We start from the raw sequence: 13,787 nt of genomic DNA on the forward strand, positions 1-13,787 counted from the left end.
TGAAGGGGCATTCAAAGAACAACATTCAATCTTAATTTAAATTTATGTTTTTACTTTCCTTCTTCTTTCGAAGAAGCCGCCGTCTATATCCTATTATTAATTTTCGACTTTTACGATAGCCATTTTCCCGTTGTATGGTGATTTACCTTTAGCTTCTAATGCCTTAGTTGCTTCTTGCAGACCATCGAATTTCTCGTAATAGATATAATATTTACTTGTTGTTATATTGTAAAAGAAATTAATATTTGAAAGCCCTGATGCTACAGCTTTAGTTAAGAACTCATCTCGTTTTTCAACACTGCTGTGTACTGCAAGAATCATATAATAACCACTTTCAGAATTTTTAATATTCTTAATAATCTGCATGTTTGACTGATCTTCACCAAAATCAAAATCAGCTGCCGTGAGCGGTGTACTGCTTACTTTCGTTGTTTCTTTAATACGTTTAAGAGCAGCTACATCCTGAGCATATCTTCCCTGATCATTTTCGTATGCCGCACGCTTAATTCTACGTTTTTTCTCAATTTCAGTTTCAGCTTTAATACGCTCTAAATCGGCAAGTAATGCCGCACCTTCAAGTTCCATTTTTAACTGTGCTGCTTTCAATTCGTTTATCTTCTCAAGATAAGCTTTGTTTAAAGCATCATTTTTATTAGGAACTTTTTTAAGTCTTTCGTTATATAAATTTGTCAGCTTAGCAATCTCATCTTTCTGTGCTTTACTAGCATCTGCAAGTTGTGATTTTAAAGCTTCTATCTGACTGTTTTCTGCAGCTACACTTTTGAAAGGTTTTGGTTCTTTGTAAATACCTTTTTCACTTAAATCATTCTCTTCTTTTAAATCATTCAAGTCTTTTTGTTTATTAGCTACTGTTGATTTAAACTGATCTAATAAATCATTTTGTGTTTTACCTGAACTTTCAATTGACTGAGTTAAGCTTTCAATCGCTTTTGCTGTTTCATCTTTTGCTGCCGCTGCTGCTCTGGCTGCTGCTGCTTCTGCATCAGCTTTTGCTTTCTCCGCTGCTAATCTTGCCTGACGTTCTTCTTCTTCTTTTAATTTTCTTGTTTCTTCGTCAGCTTTTTGTTTTTCTGAAGCTTCAGCATCCGCTTTTGCTTTTGCATCTGCAGCAAGTTTAGCTTGTAATGCTTCTGCATCTGCCTTAGCTTTTGCATCCGCTGCCAACTTAGCTTGTAATGCTTCTGCGTCTGCTTTCGCTTTTGCATCAGCAGCTAATTTTGCTTTAAGAGCTTCTGCATCTGCTTTTGCCTTTGCGTCGGCTGCTAACTTAGCTTGTAATGCTTCTGCGTCGGCCTTAGCTTTTGCGTCGGCTGCTAGTTTCGCTTGTAATGCTTCTGCATCGGCTTTTGCTTTTGCATCTGCTGCTAACTTAGCTTGTAATGCTTCTGCGTCCGCCTTAGCTTTTGCATCTGCTGCCAATTTCGCTTGTAATGCTTCTGCGTCTGCCTTAGCTTTTGCGTCGGCTGCCAGTTTAGCTTGTAGTGCTTCTGCATCGGCTTTTGCTTTTGCATCTGCTGCTAACTTAGCTTGTAATGCTTCTGCGTCTGCCTTAGCTTTTGCGTCGGCTGCCAGTTTAGCTTGTAATGCTTCTGCATCTGCCTTAGCTTTTGCGTCGGCTGCTAACTTAGCTTGTAATGCTTCTGCATCTGCCTTAGCTTTTGCGTTGGCTGCTAATTTAGCTTGTAACGCTTCTGCATCGGCTTTTGCTTTTGCATCTGCTGCTAACTTAGCTTGAAGTACTTCTGCATCGGCTTTCGCTTTTGCATCTGCTGCCAATTTAGCTTGTAATGCTTCTGCATCGGCTTTTGCTTTTGCATCCGCTGCAAGTTTAGCTTGTAATGCTTCTGCATCAGCTTTCGCTTTTGCGTCTGCTGCTAATTTCGCTTGTAATGCTTCTGCGTCAGCTTTTGCTTTTGCATCTGCAGCCAATTTAGCTTGTAGTGCTTCTGCATCTGCCTTAGCTTTTGCATCTGCTGCTAGTTTCGCCTGTAATGCTTCTGTATCAGCTTTTGCTTTTGCGTCTGCAGCCAATTTAGCCTGACGTGCTTCTTCAGCTTCTCTTAATTGTTTTTCTTCTGCTTCCGCTTTTGCTTTTGCAGTTGCTTCCGCATCGGCCTTAACTCTTGCATCGGCAATTAATTTAGCTTGTAAAGCTTCCATATCTGCTTTTGCTTTCGCTTCTGCAGCTAATCTTGTTTTTTCTGCTTCTGCATCCGCTTTTGCTTTTGCATCTGCTGCTAACTTAGCTTGTAATGCTTCTGCGTCAGCCTTAGCTTTTGCGTCTGCTGCTAATTTAGCCTGACGTGCTTCTTCATCTGCTTTCGCTTTAGCATCTGCCGCTTGTTTTGCTTGTAATGCTTCTGCATCTGCCTTAGCTTTTGCGTCTGCAGCTAGTTTAGCTTTTAATGCTTCAGCGTCGGCTTTAGCTTTTGCATCAGCTACTAATTTTGCTTGTAATGCTTCTGCATCTGCTTTAGCTTTTGCTTCTGCATCAAGTTTTGCCTGAGCCTCAGCGTCGGCTTTTGCTTTTGCATCCGCTGCTAATTTTGCCTGAAGTGCTTCTGCATCAGCTTTCGCTTTTGCTTCCGCATCTAATTTAGCCTGAGCTTCTGCGTCAGCTTTTGCTTTTGCATCGGCTGCTAATTTTATTTTTAATGCTTCTGCATCCGCTTTTGCTTTTGCTTCTGCAGCTATAATTGCTTGTCTGGCTTCTGCATCCGCTTTTGCTTTTGCATCAGCTGCTAATTTTTCTTTTAGAGCAGCTCCTTCTGCTGCTTTTGCTTTTGCGTCAGCGGCTGCTTTTGCTCTGTTTGCAGCATCAATAGAAGCTTTTGTTTTTGCTTCAGCAGCGGCTTTTGCTTTAGCTTCTGCAGCTAATCTTGCCTGAAGTGCATCAGAATCTGCTTTTGCTTTAGCATCTGCAGCCAGGATTGATTGTAAATCTGCTTCTTCAGCTTTTGCTTTAGCATCTGCTTTACGTTTTGCTTCTGCAGCATCTGCTTTAGCTTTAGCATCTGCAGCTAGTTTTATTTTAAGTGCTTCTGCATCCGCTTTTGCTTTCTCAGCAGTTAATTGTGCTTGTGTTTTTTGCGGAGCCGGAGCTGGCGTCGTCGGCGTTGCAGCAGCTGTTTGTTTCGCTTTTGCTTCTGCGTCTGCCTTAGCTTTAGCATCGGCTGCAAGCTTAATTTTTAATGCTTCAGCATCTGCTTTCGATTTATCTGCAGCTAATTGTGCGGCTGTTTTTTGTGCAGCTGTTGCAGATGGTTTGCTTGCTTGTGCTTGTGCTCTCGCGGCAGCAGCAGCATCTACTCTAGCTTTATTATCTGCAGCTAATTTTATTCTTCTTGCCTCAGCATCTGCTCTTGCTTTATCTGCAGCTAATTGTGCAGTTGTTTTTTGTTCTGCAGCAACGGCTCTGTTTGCTGTTGCTGTCTGTGCTCTTGCGGCAGCTGCGGCATCTGCTTTAGCTTTAGCATCGGCGGCTAATTTTATCTTAAGAGCTTCAGCATCTGCTTTAGCTTTATTGTCTGCGTCTAATTTTGCTTTTGCTGCAGCATCGGCATCAGCCTTAACTTTTTCTGCAGCAGCAAGTCTTGCTTGTTTTGCTTCGGCATCAGCTTTTGCTTTTGCTTCAGCAGCTAATCTTGCTTTCTCAGCTCCATCTACTCTTGTTACAGGAGCTGCATTTGTTTTTGGTTTAGCAATTACTGGTTTAGATGTCGTTCTCGAAGGGTCTATTAATGATCCTTCTTCATCATCTCCGTAATAGTAATTTCTGTTTTTGAATTTATAAGCAATAGCAAATTCATGAGAACCTCCCATATTTGTAAAATTGCCCATTCCTCTTTCGTAGTTATATTCGATTGCAATGCTAGGTGAAATGTTAACCCCTAAACCTGCAGAAACTCCGTATAATGTATTATAACCTGCTTGTGCCCAAACTCCTTGTTTCAGCGAAAGCATGGCAAGTCCTGAAAGAACTGTTTTATCTTTTTTAATTTCTGTTTTTACGATTCCTGAGAATTTACTTTGCTCAAAAAAACCATAACTGTCAATGTATCCGGTGTACATTGCGTGTAATTCAATTGCTCTTTCCGGATCTTCTTTTACAACGCCAGAACCAAAATTGTAAAGAATTAAGTTGTTTACCGATAATCCGAAATCAAGAAAAGCGGTTCCATAATTAATCCCCGGATTTACAGTAAGCATTGTGTTTGAAGGGTAGTCACCATTTAAAATATCCGGATCATCAGATATAATTTTTCCTTTGTCTAAACCGCTTTGGTAAGCGCCTACGTTTAAACCAAAAGTAAGATTACTGTCTTCCTGCAAAACGATATTGTGAGCGAAATTAACAACTCCGCCAAACACGGTCATTAAACCATAATTTTGTTGAAACAAACCAATAGCAAAGGCTTCATTTTCTCTGAATCGGCCAGAATAATTAGCTAAATAAGTTTGCGGTGCATTGTCAAACTGCACCCATTGTCTTTTGTTGTAAAAGCTTGCATAAGCATTTGATTCGCGAACAAAGCTAAATGCAGGGTTTATTAAATATCTATTAAACTTTAATGAATTTCTGATAGGTAATGAAAACGAAACAACTCCATTCTCAACTTTGTCCTGAGAATAGAGTACATTAGAAAAACCGTAAAATAAAGTTATGAATAGTAAAATTTTCTTCATTATTTAATCACAGTTATTGATCCTTTTTTTTCACCTGTGTCTGATTGAATGACATAGTAATAAACTGGATTTACATTTTTAAAATCTTTTATAAAAGAGTTAAGTTCTGGATCGTAATTGCTGCCGACATCATCATACATTACCTCTCCATTTGAACTTAAAATTATTAGCTTCGTCGACGGCGTTTTATACGCATCTGGAATATTCCAGTAAGGATAAGCACCGCTCAGTTTAACAATATTTGGAATTACACTAGTAACAGCATCTGTTGCTGATGTAACTCTAAATGTAAATTCTCTTGAAGCTATACAACCTGATTCCTGTGATATTTTAACTTTATATAAACCTCTTACGGCTACCAGATAACTTGGACCGTTAGCACCATTTATTGGTATATTATTTAAAAACCATTCGAATTTTGGAGTCCCTGCATCTGTCGTTACAGATACGTTTAATGTTTCTCCTTCTTGAAGCTCATAAGTTTCCGGAACATCTATGCTGGCCGTGAAACTATTGCTTTTTAAATCGATGCTTCCTGTAGCTTTACAACCGCCAAAATCAACCTCAACAGAATAAAGACCAGATTCACTTGTAGTAATACTGCGAGATGTTTGCGCGATTACAACACCATCTTTTTTCCAAACATAACTGTTACCTGATGTTGCTGTTAAAATAGTTCCTGAACCGTTTGAACAGAAAGGGTTTCCTAAGCTTGAATCAACTGTTACTGCAGATCCTCCGCCAGAAGATACTACTGTAACACGATTAGAACTAAAGTTATCATCATCACAACCGCCGTAATCGATTTGAGCATAATAAACACCTGGACTATTTGCTACTAACGTTGTACCGCTTTGTCCTGCTATTAATACGTCATCTTTGTACCATTTATACTTTAAATTTGGATAATTGGCAGGAGATGATGGTGTGTCTGCTGGAGTTGGATTATCTACAGAAAGACTTAAATTTCCACCTGAACAAATAGTTGCATTGGCTTCGTTATTATTGATAAAAAATTTCTCTGCAAAGATTCTGTAATAAGCCGGAAACGAAGTCTGGTTCTGGAAATTCTTAACCCTCTGGCTGTAAACAGGCGTGGCCGTATTACTTTTAATGCGAAGGCTGTATGTATTTGATCCTTTTAAATTCGTAGGAATAGCAAACTTAATCGTTTGCTGCTGCGCCACAGGATCGTCTACAAACGAAATTTTTGTTGTAGCAGTAGGAGTTGTGAAACTTCCTAAATCATCTGAAAGTTCTACTTCAAAAGTAGTTCCTGCCGGAAAGTTTAAATAGCTGAATGTTGCGAAGTATTCATTAAATGGTGTTCCATTTACTTCTAAACCGGCACAAATTCTGTCAAAAGGAAGCTGCTGTCCAACTATTGCTGGTGTTTGAGCATAGGTATGCGATTTAGTAAACAGAATTATACTAAATAAAATGAAAACTTTAAAAAAAGATAAAGTAGTTTTTTGAATCATATAGTACGTGTTCTTGCTAAGTCTATACGCTCAAAAAACAAGATATCAATGAATGTTTCAGAAAAATCATATTTGTAGTTCTCAATAATATCTTTTGCAAGAATTGAAGTAGAACCAATCAATGAGTTTTCTTCACAATCTGAAGATTGATCTTTCAAATCAGCCGGCATAGTAAGGCTGTCCTTGGGGGTGGACAGCCCTACTATTAACTGATTAGAATTATCTAATTTGCTGATAGATTTATCAGCTGATTCGTTATTTTGATTTATCTCAATTGAAGCTAATTTGCAGTCAGAAACAGCAGAAACCGTAGGCTTTTCTATTGCTGAACTTTGTGCATACAGACTTAACGAAATAGGAGAAACCAAAAAGAATATATATAAATACTTTTTTGTAGATAGAGCCATTATGTTTTGATCTTTATTTGGTCCTTTTAAGACGATACATAAATTGTGTCTGGGGACTTTATTAATAAAATTTACGCTTTGAAATAAAAATCGAAATCTATTTATCTATTGCCGCTTGAAGCTGTAATTTTTCCTAATTGTAATCTAAAGTCTGGCTTTTTAGGGTTGAAGATATCAATAAATGTTTCTTTGTTATCACTTTGAGAGTAAACATTAAAGAACACACTGTTTCCATACCAGCTCTCTAAATCTTCGTTATTTGAGTTGTATTCAGTAAAGATGTTTCCTTTACATAAGTTGAAATACATTTCCTCAAATTTGATTTTTTTAAGGTTGGCATCATTGATTTCAGTTTTGCTGTCTAATAACACTGCAGGGTTAAATCCAGAGATCACACTTCTTTTCATTTCAAGAGAAGCAGTTTCGGCTACGTAAACAGCCTCTTTTACTAAACCTGATTGAATGTCAGCATTGATGTTTTCACTGTCATTAAGCATTGTAATGTTAGTCGCAACAACTAAAGTAGTTTTTTTAGTAAAATCTGTTTCGCTTTTCTTTTCGAATGATTTTACCTCCATACAACGAGATCCGTCTTTGTTACTAGATAAGTAAGAAGATCTAACTGCTAAAGAGTTATATAAACGACATTGTACACCTTGTGTAAATTTGTAATCGTCGTTGATTGATTTATAAGAAACAAATTTTGTAGCGTTAACGTCTCCACCGAAGAAAGCAAATGAATCTCCTCCAGAGTAGCTAACCATAACGTTTTCCATAATTGTTTTGTTACCAACACCTGCAATAGTTAAACCGTTGAAAGTATCAACCCCTTTCACTTTTTTACCTGCAAATTCGATTCTAACATATCTTAAAATTCCAGAGTTTGAAGCAACATTGTCACCACCATAAGTAGTTAAAGTTGGATCAAGATCCATATTGTAAGATCCTACGTTACCGAATTTGTTGATTGGAGCGTCACCAAGAATTACAACTCCACCCCAGTCTCCAGCTTTTTTCTGGCTGCGGTTAGATGTAAATACGATTGGATCAGTTTCTAAACCATCAGCAACAAGTTGTGCACCTTTTGTAACTACCAATGTTCCTTTTGTTTCGAAATCACCAATAATTAAAGTTCCAGGTTCGATTGTTAAAACCGCATTGTTTGTAACGTAAACGTTACCTTGCAAAACATAGATATTCCTTTTAAGCAATTTAGTATTAACAGAAATGTTTCCTGCTAAAATTTGATTTGCTTCTCCATACTCTACTTTGTTAGGCTTAAATTCAGTCCAGTTATTTAACCAGTTAGTGTAGCCCATAATTCCTTTCTCTTGTTGAGCACTCATACTCGTAACTGTCAAAAGAACGCAGATCATTTGAGTAATTTTTTTCATGATAAAGGTGTGTATTAGGTTAATAATAAATTTGGGTATGCTTTAAATAATTTGGGTATGCGTAAATGAAAAAAACTGTTCTCGGTTTTTCTAAGTATTATTCAGAGTAAATCGAGAACGAGTTGTTTTGTTTTACTTTTTCAAAATAACGCAGAAACTAAATCCATCTACGTAAACATTCCAAAAAAGGTTTTAAAATATTTTTTTAAATTTTACATTTCGTTCAATTCGTTGAACTCGTGTAAAGATTTTAATGTGTTTTCGTAAAATAAAATTGCCGCGATAAGGTTTCCTTTATCTGAGTAAGGCATCATTTTTCTTTGAAACTCAACTGTAGTATCTAAGAAAGTTGTTGTTCCAAGTGCCTGAGCATCCAAAACTTTTTTGTGTTCACTATCGTCTGGAATACCTAAGTCTGCCATAGTAACACCCGGTTTTGTAACCAACGCAATGTAAGGGAGAGTTTTTACTAATACTTTAATTCGCTCAATATACAATTCCAAAAGTTCTCCTTTTTGCATACCACTCAATTCTTTTTGATCATGGTATTTACGAATAAGAGCTGTTGTACTAATAATACTTCTTGGAGCGTTTTTTGCCTGTGCAGAAACAGCTGCAGTAGTCATGATAAAAAATGCACTAAATAAAATAATTTTCCCTTTCATAAATTCTTATTTATATTGGTTGTTGATGCAAACAAAAATATAGAAATTAACTTAAATTGCAACTTTATTGAATTCTTTTTTCAAAAAAAAAGCTTAAAAAAACCTTAAAACCCCGCTCTATGTCGAGAAAATGTGCGTTTTAACGGGCTTTTTGTTAAATTTGTTAAAACAGGAAACGTAAGAGATTATCTATAAAATTTTACTATAAATAGCCAAAAAAAGCATACGTTTATCGTTTTGAACAAAAAAATATTAACAAAAAAGTCTTGATATCTGCTCGCGTGAAGTAATTTATTAACAAAACTTAGCAGCAACAGAACAAAAAATTTAGCAAAAAACAATCATATTCTCATTAATGAAATCCCGCACAATAATCTTTAATCTAAAATTTTTGACTACATCATTTTCTGCTATCTTTGCTTCATGCAATTTTCTCAAATTTTAGGTCAGGATTACATCAAAAGTCACTTGATAAAAAGTGCATCTTCCGGGCGAATTCCTCATGCACAATTATTTATTGGGCCTGAAGGAAGCGGTACATTATCTACAGCAATTGCTTATGCACAATACATTTTGTGCAGTAATACGGGAAATGAAAACGAAAACGGAAATGATTCGTGTAATTTGAAATTTCAAAATATTTCGCATCCCGATCTGCATTTTATTTACCCAACTGTTACGACAGAAGATGTCAAAACAAAACCCAAAAGTTTAGACTTTATTCAGGACTGGCGAAACTTTATTCAGGAAATGCCTTACGGCGGATTATTTGACTGGTATAAACTCCTTGGTGTTCAAAACAAGCAAGGCGAAATCAGGGTCGAGGATGCTCAGGAAGTTTTAAAATCGCTTGCGCTGAAATCCTACGAAGGCGGTTATAAAATCATGATTATCTGGATGGCAGATAAGATGAATATTGCAGCTTCAAATAAACTTTTGAAACTGCTCGAAGAACCTTCAGATAAAACAATTTTTATTCTGATTTCTGAAAACGAAGAAGACATTATTCAAACCATACGTTCTCGCTGTCAGGTGATTCACTTTAACGGACTTCCCGAAAAAGTAATTGCCGAAGCATTGGTTTCCAAAGAAAATATAGATCCAAATTTAGCCAAAAAAATTGCCCATCAAGCACAGGGAAATTTTAATAAAGCACTGCATTTATTGAAAGAAGATGACTCTGAATATCCTTTTGAGCAATGGTTTGTAAACTGGGTTCGTGCTGCTTTTAGGGCAAAAGGAAATGCCGCAGCGATTCAGGATTTAATTTCCTGGAGCGAAGAAATTGCAGGACTTGGCCGCGAAAGCCAGAAAAAATTTATTCAGTTTTGTATCGAAATGTTCAGACAAGCTTTATTACTGAATTATCAAACGCCAAGTTTAGTTTACATTGAGCCAAAAGTCGACAAGTTTAAACTTGAAAATTTTGCGCCTTTTGTAAACGGAAATAATATTCACGAAATTTTCAAAGAGCTTTCTGATGCGATGTATCACATTGAAAGAAACGGAAATGCGAAAATAATCTTAACTGATTTATCTATAAAACTGACTCGTTTAATTCATAAAAAATAGTCCTCAAATGAACAATGTTGCCTCTATTTTAATATTAGCATTTTTAGCCTTAACATTTTTACAATCCGGCTATGAAAAAATTTTTTACTGGAAAGATAATGTTGCCTGGCTTAAAGAACATTTTGCCAAAACGCCATTAAAAAATCAGGTGCCGCTTGCTCTTTTACACTTGTTAATTTTAGAATTAATTTCCGGAATTTTAAGTGTTGTGGGCGCGATTCAATTACTAACAAACAGCGGTCGTGACTATGGTTTTTATGCCGGAATTTTTTCATGTATCTGTTTGTTAATGATGCTTTTCGGACAACGATTAGCCAAAGATTACGATGGCGCAAGAACCATTGTTATTTATTTAATTCCTGCCGTTATGTTAGTGAACTGGATGAATTAATTTATAGAAACCTATTTGTTTCTAAAGTACTAAAGCATTTTAAAATCAATATTTCTAAAAACACTAATATGTCAAAACACATAAAATTAATAGTACAGGATCACGAAATATCTATGCTAAATATTAACAAAAGCGATTATATCTGTTTAACTGATATGATAAAAGCTAATGATGGTGATTTTTTTATAAGTGACTGGTTAAGAAATAGAAATACTTTAGAATATTTAGCTGCTTGGGAAAGTTTAAACAATCCAAATTTTAATTATGGCGAATTCGCCATAATTAAAGAAGGTGCTGGATTAAATACTTTTAAAGTAAGCGTTAAGGAATGGTGTGAAAAAACAAATGCAATAGGCATCACTGCAACAACAGGCAGATATGGTGGTACTTATGCTCACAAAGATATTGCCTTTAACTTTGGAATGTGGATAAGCCCTGTTTTTCAATTGTACATTGTTACAGAGTACCAAAGATTAAAAGAAATTGAAACAAATCAATATAACTTAGAGTGGGATGTAAGAAGAATTTTGAGTAAAGCAAATTATTCAATACATACAGATGCTGTTCAAAAATTTATAATCCCAAAAAGTTCTCTTCCACTAGATAAAAGAGGAATTGAGTATGCAAATGAAGCAGAAATATTAAATCTTGCCCTTTATGGTTATACGTCTAAAGAATGGAAAGAAGCAAATCCAGATTTATCAAAAACAAAAAACATGAGGGATTTTTCTAGCATAAATGAACTTCTAGTTATGTCTAACTTAGAAGTAATGAATGCTGAAATGATAAAATTAAATACTGAAAAAAAAATAAGATTTACTCTACTTCAAAAAATGGCTAAAGAACACTTAGAGCAACTTTCAAAAGTAGATATAATAAAATCTGTTAGGAAAAAAGACGAAACTACATATCTTCAGGCGAAAGATAAAACAGGTGAAGAGTTAGAAGGCGAATCTAAAAAATCCATACTTGAAATTAACAAAGAAAATCTCTTAAAATTTAAAAAAGACAAAGAATCAAATCAAAAAAAGAAAGATTAAATCCTTTCATATATACTTTATCAAAAAAATGAATCCAAAACACCCTTCAGAATCGCTGACCATATTAACTGATTTAGTTTTACCGAGTGAAACAAATCCTTTAAACAATCTTTTTGGCGGCGAATTATTAGCCCGAATGGATCGTGCAGCAAGTATTGCAGCGCGCAGACATTCACGCCGAATTGTAGTTACAGCATCTGTAAATCACGTTGCTTTTAACAGAGCAATTTCCCTTGGAAGCGTTGTTACTGTAGAAGCAAAAGTTTCAAGATCATTCAAAAGTTCTATGGAAGTTTTTATAGACGTTTGGGTAGAAGACCGCGAATCTGGAAACAGAACCAAAGCAAACGAAGCTATTTATACTTTTGTCGCTGTTGACGATACGGGAAGACCTGTTGAAGTACCGGCAATTGTTCCTGAAACAGAGTTAGAAATACAACGTTTTGAAGCTGCTTTACGCCGTAAACAGTTAAGTTTAGTACTTGCAGGAAAATTAAAACCTTCTGACGCTACAGAATTAAAGGCTTTATTTTTGTAATACAAATTGTTACAATTTGAAACAATTTGAAGCAATCAAACTTCAAAAAAAGAAGTATTTTTACACATTCTAATTCGCCAAATAAAATCAGGAAGTTATTTCCATTATTTGGTTTTGAAAGGCAGAAAATAACAATTTTAGATATTTAAGAAAAGATGAGTTCAGACAAAGAAGCCAAATTAAAAGCGCTGCAGTTAACGCTTGATAAACTTGACAAAACCTACGGAAAAGGAACCGTAATGAAAATGGGCGACAGAGCCATTGTAGAGGTAGAAACGATTTCTTCTGGTTCTCTTGGCGTTGATTTAGCTCTTGGAGTAAATGGATATCCAAAAGGAAGAATTATTGAAATATACGGACCAGAATCATCTGGTAAAACCACATTGACATTGCATGCAATTGCCGAAGCTCAAAAAGCGGGCGGAATTGCAGCGTTTATTGATGCGGAACACGCTTTTGACAGAAATTATGCTGAAAAATTAGGCGTTGATATCGAAAACTTAATTATCTCTCAGCCAGATAATGGTGAGCAGGCATTAGAAATTGCCGAAAACCTGATTCGTTCCGGAGCTATCGACATTGTTGTAATTGACTCTGTTGCGGCTTTAACTCCAAAAAGTGAGATCGAAGGTGAAATGGGAGATTCTAAAATGGGTCTTCATGCGCGTTTAATGTCTCAGGCTTTAAGAAAATTAACGGGAACAATCAGCAAAACAAATTGTACTGTTTTCTTTATCAACCAGCTGCGTGAAAAAATTGGTGTTATGTTCGGAAATCCTGAAACAACAACCGGTGGTAACGCATTAAAATTCTACGCTTCTGTACGTTTAGATATTCGTCGTTCTTCTCAAATTAAAGACGGTGAAAACGTGATTGGTAACAGAACTAAAGTTAAAATCGTTAAAAACAAAGTGGCACCGCCGTTTAAAACTGCCGAATTCGACATTATGTACGGAGAAGGAGTTTCTAAAACAGGTGAAATTCTTGACTTAGCGGTTGAATTTGAAATCGTTAAAAAAGCAGGATCTTGGTTTAGCTACGGAGACACTAAATTAGGTCAGGGACGTGATGCTGTAAAAGCTTTAATTAAAGACAATCCAGAATTGGCTGATGAATTAGAAGTTAAAATTAAAGCTCACATCAAAGAATTAGCTGATGCTTAAAACCTATAAAAGTATTTAAAAATCAATACTTTACACTCTAAACCCGAAAGATTTAAAACCTTTCGGGTTTTTTATTTGAAAAAAAATAAAAAAAAGACGCAACCTTTTTGCACCTCTTTCATCTATACAAATAGACATAATGTTTAATTGGTATTGGCCATAAATACACAGTTCAACATTTTTTTTATAATAAATTTGGTTGGTTGATTCATTAAAAGTCCGTTAGTTTCTCTCATGGTTCTAACGGGTTTTTACTGCTTTTTGAAAAAAAATTTAGCAGCTCATACAACCTTTTTACTTTTTTGCGATCTAATATATTATGCCGTTAACTTGAGTTTACCCAAACTCCTTATTATCAAGCCATAAATATTTAACCATGAAAGAAAAAAGAGAAGTGCTGAGGAGTAGAAAACGAAAAAAAACCAAATT

The 13,787-nt window shown here is 35.7% G+C and carries 10 protein-coding genes; 5 read left to right on the forward strand and 5 right to left on the reverse strand.

Annotated features, from left to right (window positions below; all coding sequences use genetic code 11):
- Positions 1-96: 96 nt before the first annotated feature.
- The 5 genes from NLJ00_RS05290 to NLJ00_RS05310 all read right to left on the reverse strand — a co-directional run bounded on the left by NLJ00_RS05290 (position 97) and on the right by NLJ00_RS05310 (position 8,654).
- Complete coding sequence (locus NLJ00_RS05290; RefSeq protein WP_256636486.1) at positions 97-4,707, reverse strand: PorP/SprF family type IX secretion system membrane protein; 4,611 nt, start codon at positions 4,705-4,707, stop codon at positions 97-99.
- Entirely contained in the window at positions 4,707-6,188 is a 1,482-nt protein-coding gene (gene sprC / locus NLJ00_RS05295; RefSeq protein WP_256636487.1) for a gliding motility protein SprC, read from the reverse strand. Before sprC ends, NLJ00_RS05290 begins: the two co-directional genes overlap by 1 nt.
- Complete coding sequence (locus NLJ00_RS05300; protein WP_053474362.1) at positions 6,185-6,595, reverse strand: hypothetical protein; 411 nt, start codon at positions 6,593-6,595, stop codon at positions 6,185-6,187. The genes sprC and NLJ00_RS05300 overlap by 4 nt, the downstream gene beginning before the upstream one ends.
- A gap of 101 nt (positions 6,596-6,696) precedes the next feature.
- Positions 6,697-7,989 carry a hypothetical protein gene (locus NLJ00_RS05305; RefSeq protein WP_180856248.1) on the reverse strand — a complete coding sequence of 431 codons (1,293 nt, stop codon included), beginning with the start codon at positions 7,987-7,989 and terminating at the stop codon, positions 6,697-6,699.
- Positions 7,990-8,201: 212 nt separating this feature from the next.
- Positions 8,202-8,654: a hypothetical protein gene (locus NLJ00_RS05310; RefSeq protein WP_180856249.1), complete on the reverse strand. Its 453-nt coding sequence runs from the start codon at positions 8,652-8,654 to the stop codon at positions 8,202-8,204.
- Positions 8,655-9,077: 423 nt separating this feature from the next.
- Here NLJ00_RS05310 and NLJ00_RS05315 point away from each other — a divergent pair, with 423 nt between their 5' ends.
- From NLJ00_RS05315 to recA, 5 genes are all read left to right on the forward strand, one after another.
- Positions 9,078-10,226: a DNA polymerase III subunit gene (locus tag NLJ00_RS05315; RefSeq protein WP_180856251.1), complete on the forward strand. Its 1,149-nt coding sequence runs from the start codon at positions 9,078-9,080 to the stop codon at positions 10,224-10,226.
- A 7-nt stretch (positions 10,227-10,233) separates the two neighbouring features.
- Entirely contained in the window at positions 10,234-10,617 is a 384-nt protein-coding gene (locus NLJ00_RS05320; RefSeq protein ID WP_180856253.1) for a DoxX family protein, read from the forward strand.
- Positions 10,618-10,685: 68 nt separating this feature from the next.
- Positions 10,686-11,657 carry a KilA-N domain-containing protein gene (locus tag NLJ00_RS05325; RefSeq protein ID WP_082356489.1) on the forward strand — a complete coding sequence of 324 codons (972 nt, stop codon included), beginning with the start codon at positions 10,686-10,688 and terminating at the stop codon, positions 11,655-11,657.
- A 28-nt stretch (positions 11,658-11,685) separates the two neighbouring features.
- Entirely contained in the window at positions 11,686-12,195 is a 510-nt protein-coding gene (locus NLJ00_RS05330; RefSeq protein WP_073486072.1) for an acyl-CoA thioesterase, read from the forward strand.
- A gap of 155 nt (positions 12,196-12,350) precedes the next feature.
- Positions 12,351-13,358 (forward strand): recombinase RecA, encoded by a 1,008-nt coding sequence (gene recA, locus NLJ00_RS05335; RefSeq protein ID WP_053474356.1) that lies wholly within the window; start codon positions 12,351-12,353, stop codon positions 13,356-13,358.
- The last annotated feature ends 429 nt before the right edge of the window (positions 13,359-13,787 follow it).

The sequence above is a fragment of the Flavobacterium panici genome (genome assembly GCF_024499525.1).
GTDB classification, from domain to species: Bacteria; Bacteroidota; Bacteroidia; order Flavobacteriales; family Flavobacteriaceae; genus Flavobacterium; species Flavobacterium panici.

Coding starts and splice junctions, on each gene's coding strand:
- NLJ00_RS05290 (WP_256636486.1), bottom strand. CDS start 4,707: ATGAAGAAAATTTTACTATTCATAACTTTATTTTACGGTTTTTCTAAT.
- sprC (WP_256636487.1), bottom strand. CDS start 6,188: ATGATTCAAAAAACTACTTTATCTTTTTTTAAAGTTTTCATTTTATTT.
- NLJ00_RS05300 (WP_053474362.1), bottom strand. CDS start 6,595: ATGGCTCTATCTACAAAAAAGTATTTATATATATTCTTTTTGGTTTCT.
- NLJ00_RS05305 (WP_180856248.1), bottom strand. CDS start 7,989: ATGAAAAAAATTACTCAAATGATCTGCGTTCTTTTGACAGTTACGAGT.
- NLJ00_RS05310 (WP_180856249.1), bottom strand. CDS start 8,654: ATGAAAGGGAAAATTATTTTATTTAGTGCATTTTTTATCATGACTACT.
- NLJ00_RS05315 (WP_180856251.1), top strand. CDS start 9,078: ATGCAATTTTCTCAAATTTTAGGTCAGGATTACATCAAAAGTCACTTG.
- NLJ00_RS05320 (WP_180856253.1), top strand. CDS start 10,234: ATGAACAATGTTGCCTCTATTTTAATATTAGCATTTTTAGCCTTAACA.
- NLJ00_RS05325 (WP_082356489.1), top strand. CDS start 10,686: ATGTCAAAACACATAAAATTAATAGTACAGGATCACGAAATATCTATG.
- NLJ00_RS05330 (WP_073486072.1), top strand. CDS start 11,686: ATGAATCCAAAACACCCTTCAGAATCGCTGACCATATTAACTGATTTA.
- recA (WP_053474356.1), top strand. CDS start 12,351: ATGAGTTCAGACAAAGAAGCCAAATTAAAAGCGCTGCAGTTAACGCTT.